Annotated in this window: 1 protein-coding gene and 2 pseudogenes; 1 reads left to right on the plus strand and 2 read right to left on the minus strand. The window is 64.0% G+C overall.

Going from position 1 to position 2,974, the window contains the following annotated elements; all coding sequences use genetic code 11:
* Nucleotides 1–333 precede the first annotated feature (333 nt).
* Nucleotides 334–762: pseudogene (locus ABZ624_RS42550) on the plus strand (transposase); the annotation flags it as partial.
* 269 nt (nucleotides 763–1,031) lie between these two features.
* On the opposite strand, the gene ABZ624_RS42555 reads toward ABZ624_RS42550, so the two are convergent.
* Both ABZ624_RS42555 and ABZ624_RS42560 read right to left on the minus strand, forming a co-directional pair.
* The gene (locus ABZ624_RS42555; RefSeq protein ID WP_360101039.1) at nucleotides 1,032–2,096 is read right to left on the minus strand and encodes a hypothetical protein; all 1,065 of its coding nucleotides are present in this window, start codon (nucleotides 2,094–2,096) and stop codon (nucleotides 1,032–1,034) included.
* Nucleotides 2,097–2,749: 653 nt separating this feature from the next.
* A pseudogene (locus tag ABZ624_RS42560) lies at nucleotides 2,750–2,860 on the minus strand (IS5/IS1182 family transposase); the annotation flags it as partial.
* Between the last annotated feature and the right edge of the window lie 114 nt (nucleotides 2,861–2,974).

The raw sequence follows: 2,974 nt of genomic DNA on the forward strand, positions 1-2,974 counted from the left end.
CAGTGAGAGCTGTGATGACCCAAAGACGTCGAAGCGCCCGCACTTGATCACCCACGTTGTCACGACCGACGCCACGGTCAACGATGCGATGGTCGTCGAGGAGGTCCACGACCGACTCACCAGCAAGGGTCTCTTACCAGGGGAGCATCTCCTGGACGCTGGCTACACCTCGGCCGAGCTGCTGCTCACCGCGCCGACCACTCGTGGCGTCAGCGTCGTCGGCCCAGAGTCCGGCCCAACAACACCCGGCAGCCGGCATCGGGTGGAGGCTTCGGCAAGTCCGCCTTCACTATCAACTGGCAGGCCAGGCAGGCGCTTTGACCGACCGGCGCCACCAGCAGGTACTGGACGGAGGGCGTGGACAACAACGGCCTTGACACTATCCGCATCCGCTTCGCGACTGCCACCTGCGCGCCCTGCCCGATGCGCGATCAGTGCACCCGATCCACCCAGTACGGGCGGCAGCTGACTGTCCGGCCCCAGGAACAGGACGCGGTGTTGGAACGCGTCCGAGCGGAGCAGTCCACCGACGAGTGGAAGGACCGCTACGCGGTCCGCGTCGGCGTGGAAGGCACCATCCATCAAGCCGTCGCGACCGCCGGCGTCCGCCGGGCCCGCTACATCGGCCTGGCCAAGACACGACTCGCGCACATTCTCACAGCAACCACCATCAACTTGATCCGCCTCGACGCCTGGTGGAACGAAACCCCTCTCGCACGCACGCGTATCTCCCGACTGGCAGCCCTTGACATCGCAGCGTGAGGTCAATTGGGCAACAGGGTCATCAACGGCTTCTACAACACCCGGCGCCGCCACTCGGCCAACGGCCAGCTCAGCCCCGCCAGCCCTACCCCGCCGGACTCGATGCCCGCTGATGCGGCGACATCACCTACGTCCCGACCGAGGAGGGCCGGCTCTACCTGGCCACCCTCATCGACAACGCCGAAAACATTGTTTCGAAAGAGGAGTTGACGTCTCGCACGTGCCGATATGGGACAGAGCCGTTCGATCGACAGACCGCTGACGAACCCTCATGCGAGATCGTGGTCGAAGCCCCTTGCCTGCGCGAGGAGTTGGCGAGCGGCATGGTGTCGTTGGTACGACTGGAGTTGTTGTCTCAGGGTATGCAGGTGAGCTCTGGCACGGGCGGAGCTGAGACTGGGGTAGGCGGTGAGGAAGGCTTGCCACTGAGGCAGTGCTTGTTCGAGGTGGCCCATTTGGAAGTGCGTTTCAGCGAGGCGGGCACGGGTGAGGGAAGCAGCGCGGTATTCGGCCGCAGTGCGCAGGCGAAGGGACGTCTTCAGTGCGCTCACGGATCCAGGGCGGTCGCCGAGGATGTTGAGTGTCTGAGCGCGTTGGTAATACAGCCCGCCGACCGGGTAAGCGGTGAAGGGCCCGGGAGGGGCATCAGCATGGGCACGCGCATGGAGATGTTCAGCGCGTGAGAGGGCGTCCAAAGCGGCGCGCCGGTCGTAATAGGCCAACAGCACCGCATAGTTCGCTTGCGTATATGCCTGGACGGCGAGCGGGGCGGCGCTGGCGTGGTGGACAGACTGTTTGCTCAGGCGCAGGACGGCAGGTGTGTGATGACCCAGCTCGTAGGCGTGAGCGCTCATGGTACGCAAAGCGATGGCGAGGGTGGCATGGTCACCGGCGTCGGCGGCGAGCCGGGCGGCTATGCGATGGTAATGTTGAGCGGTCCTGTCATAACCGCTGTCCATGCTCACATTGCCCAGCAACAGGATCAGTTGAGAAGCTGCGGACAACTCGCTGTGGCGGTCCCGCGCGCGCGCCGGTGAGTGCAGGACGGGGATGACGCGATGGGCGACGAACGCGGCCAGAGCAGGCCTCACCGGTTCTCCGCCGTATTTCTCGGCCGCCATATGAAACAGATGTGACATTCCGTGCCAGCGATCGACCGTAACCGGCAGAGGATGCACTGTCTCCGGTCCGTGCGATGGTGGCTGGCCCCCTGCGGGAGTGGACATGACATCATCTGGCACGAACAGGGCGGACAGGTTGAAACCGTCGGCTCCCAGCAGCGACTGACGGGCGGGGTCGAGCTCAGCGCCGGTAATCTGGGCCAGCTTGCGCAATGGATCTGCCTCCCACGCCGGATCCACGACCAATGCTGGGGTGTGCGTAAGGCCGGCCTCCTGTGCGGTGACCGGTCGGCCCAGGCGACGGGACAAGCATTCCAAGAGCAGTGCTGGGGCGGGCGGCCTAGGCTGAGTACCGCCTAGCCAACGCCGCACTGCACTGTCGTCGAAGGACGCAGGCATACCCTGCTCAGCAGCCAGTGCGCGCAACGCGCGTGCCAACTGCGCGGGGGTGAACCCCGCCGCCTGAACCAATGTACTCAAGCAGGTGTTCGGTTCGCGGGACATACTCCCCCTTTGACCATTCCATGGAAGGCGGCGATCTCCTCGCTCGGCTCGCTTGGGTCGTCAGAAGAGGCCGCTACCCTCGTCCTCACGCAAAGAGCCACGCAGCCACGGCCCTCGGTGTCGCGGACGCACAGACCCATCTTGTATTGAGACGCTTGTTCGGTCTAGCCTTGCCGCAGACATCATCATGGGCGAGAACCACAAACGAATCAGTCCAAGCCACCGGCGGCACAGCTCTTTGAACAGCCTGTAAGTAGGGTCGGGGACTGGCGCGGTGAGGCTTCCCCTTGATCGCGGGCATCTGGAGACTGGGACGTGTGAGTCCAGAGAAAGCAGTGCCCGGTGGGGATTAAGACCGTGTCCTACATGGTCAGTTTGAGGAACCGCTTGTAGCAGCAGAGGGCGGATGCCAGCCCGAGAATGGCCAGGTAGTTGCCTGGTTTCCACTCGTAACGGTGGTTGAGACGATGGTAGCGGATCTGTCAAACGAGCGGCTCTGGCCCGTAATCGGTGGTAACCAAGGGTGACGGGCGCCGTTGGTGTGGTGTGCGAGATGTCAATGAGCTTGTGGCTGTGGTGTTTTCGGG

The sequence above is a fragment of the Streptomyces sp. NPDC007205 genome, assembly GCF_040634095.1.
In the GTDB taxonomy this organism is placed as follows: Bacteria; Actinomycetota; Actinomycetes; order Streptomycetales; family Streptomycetaceae; genus Streptomyces.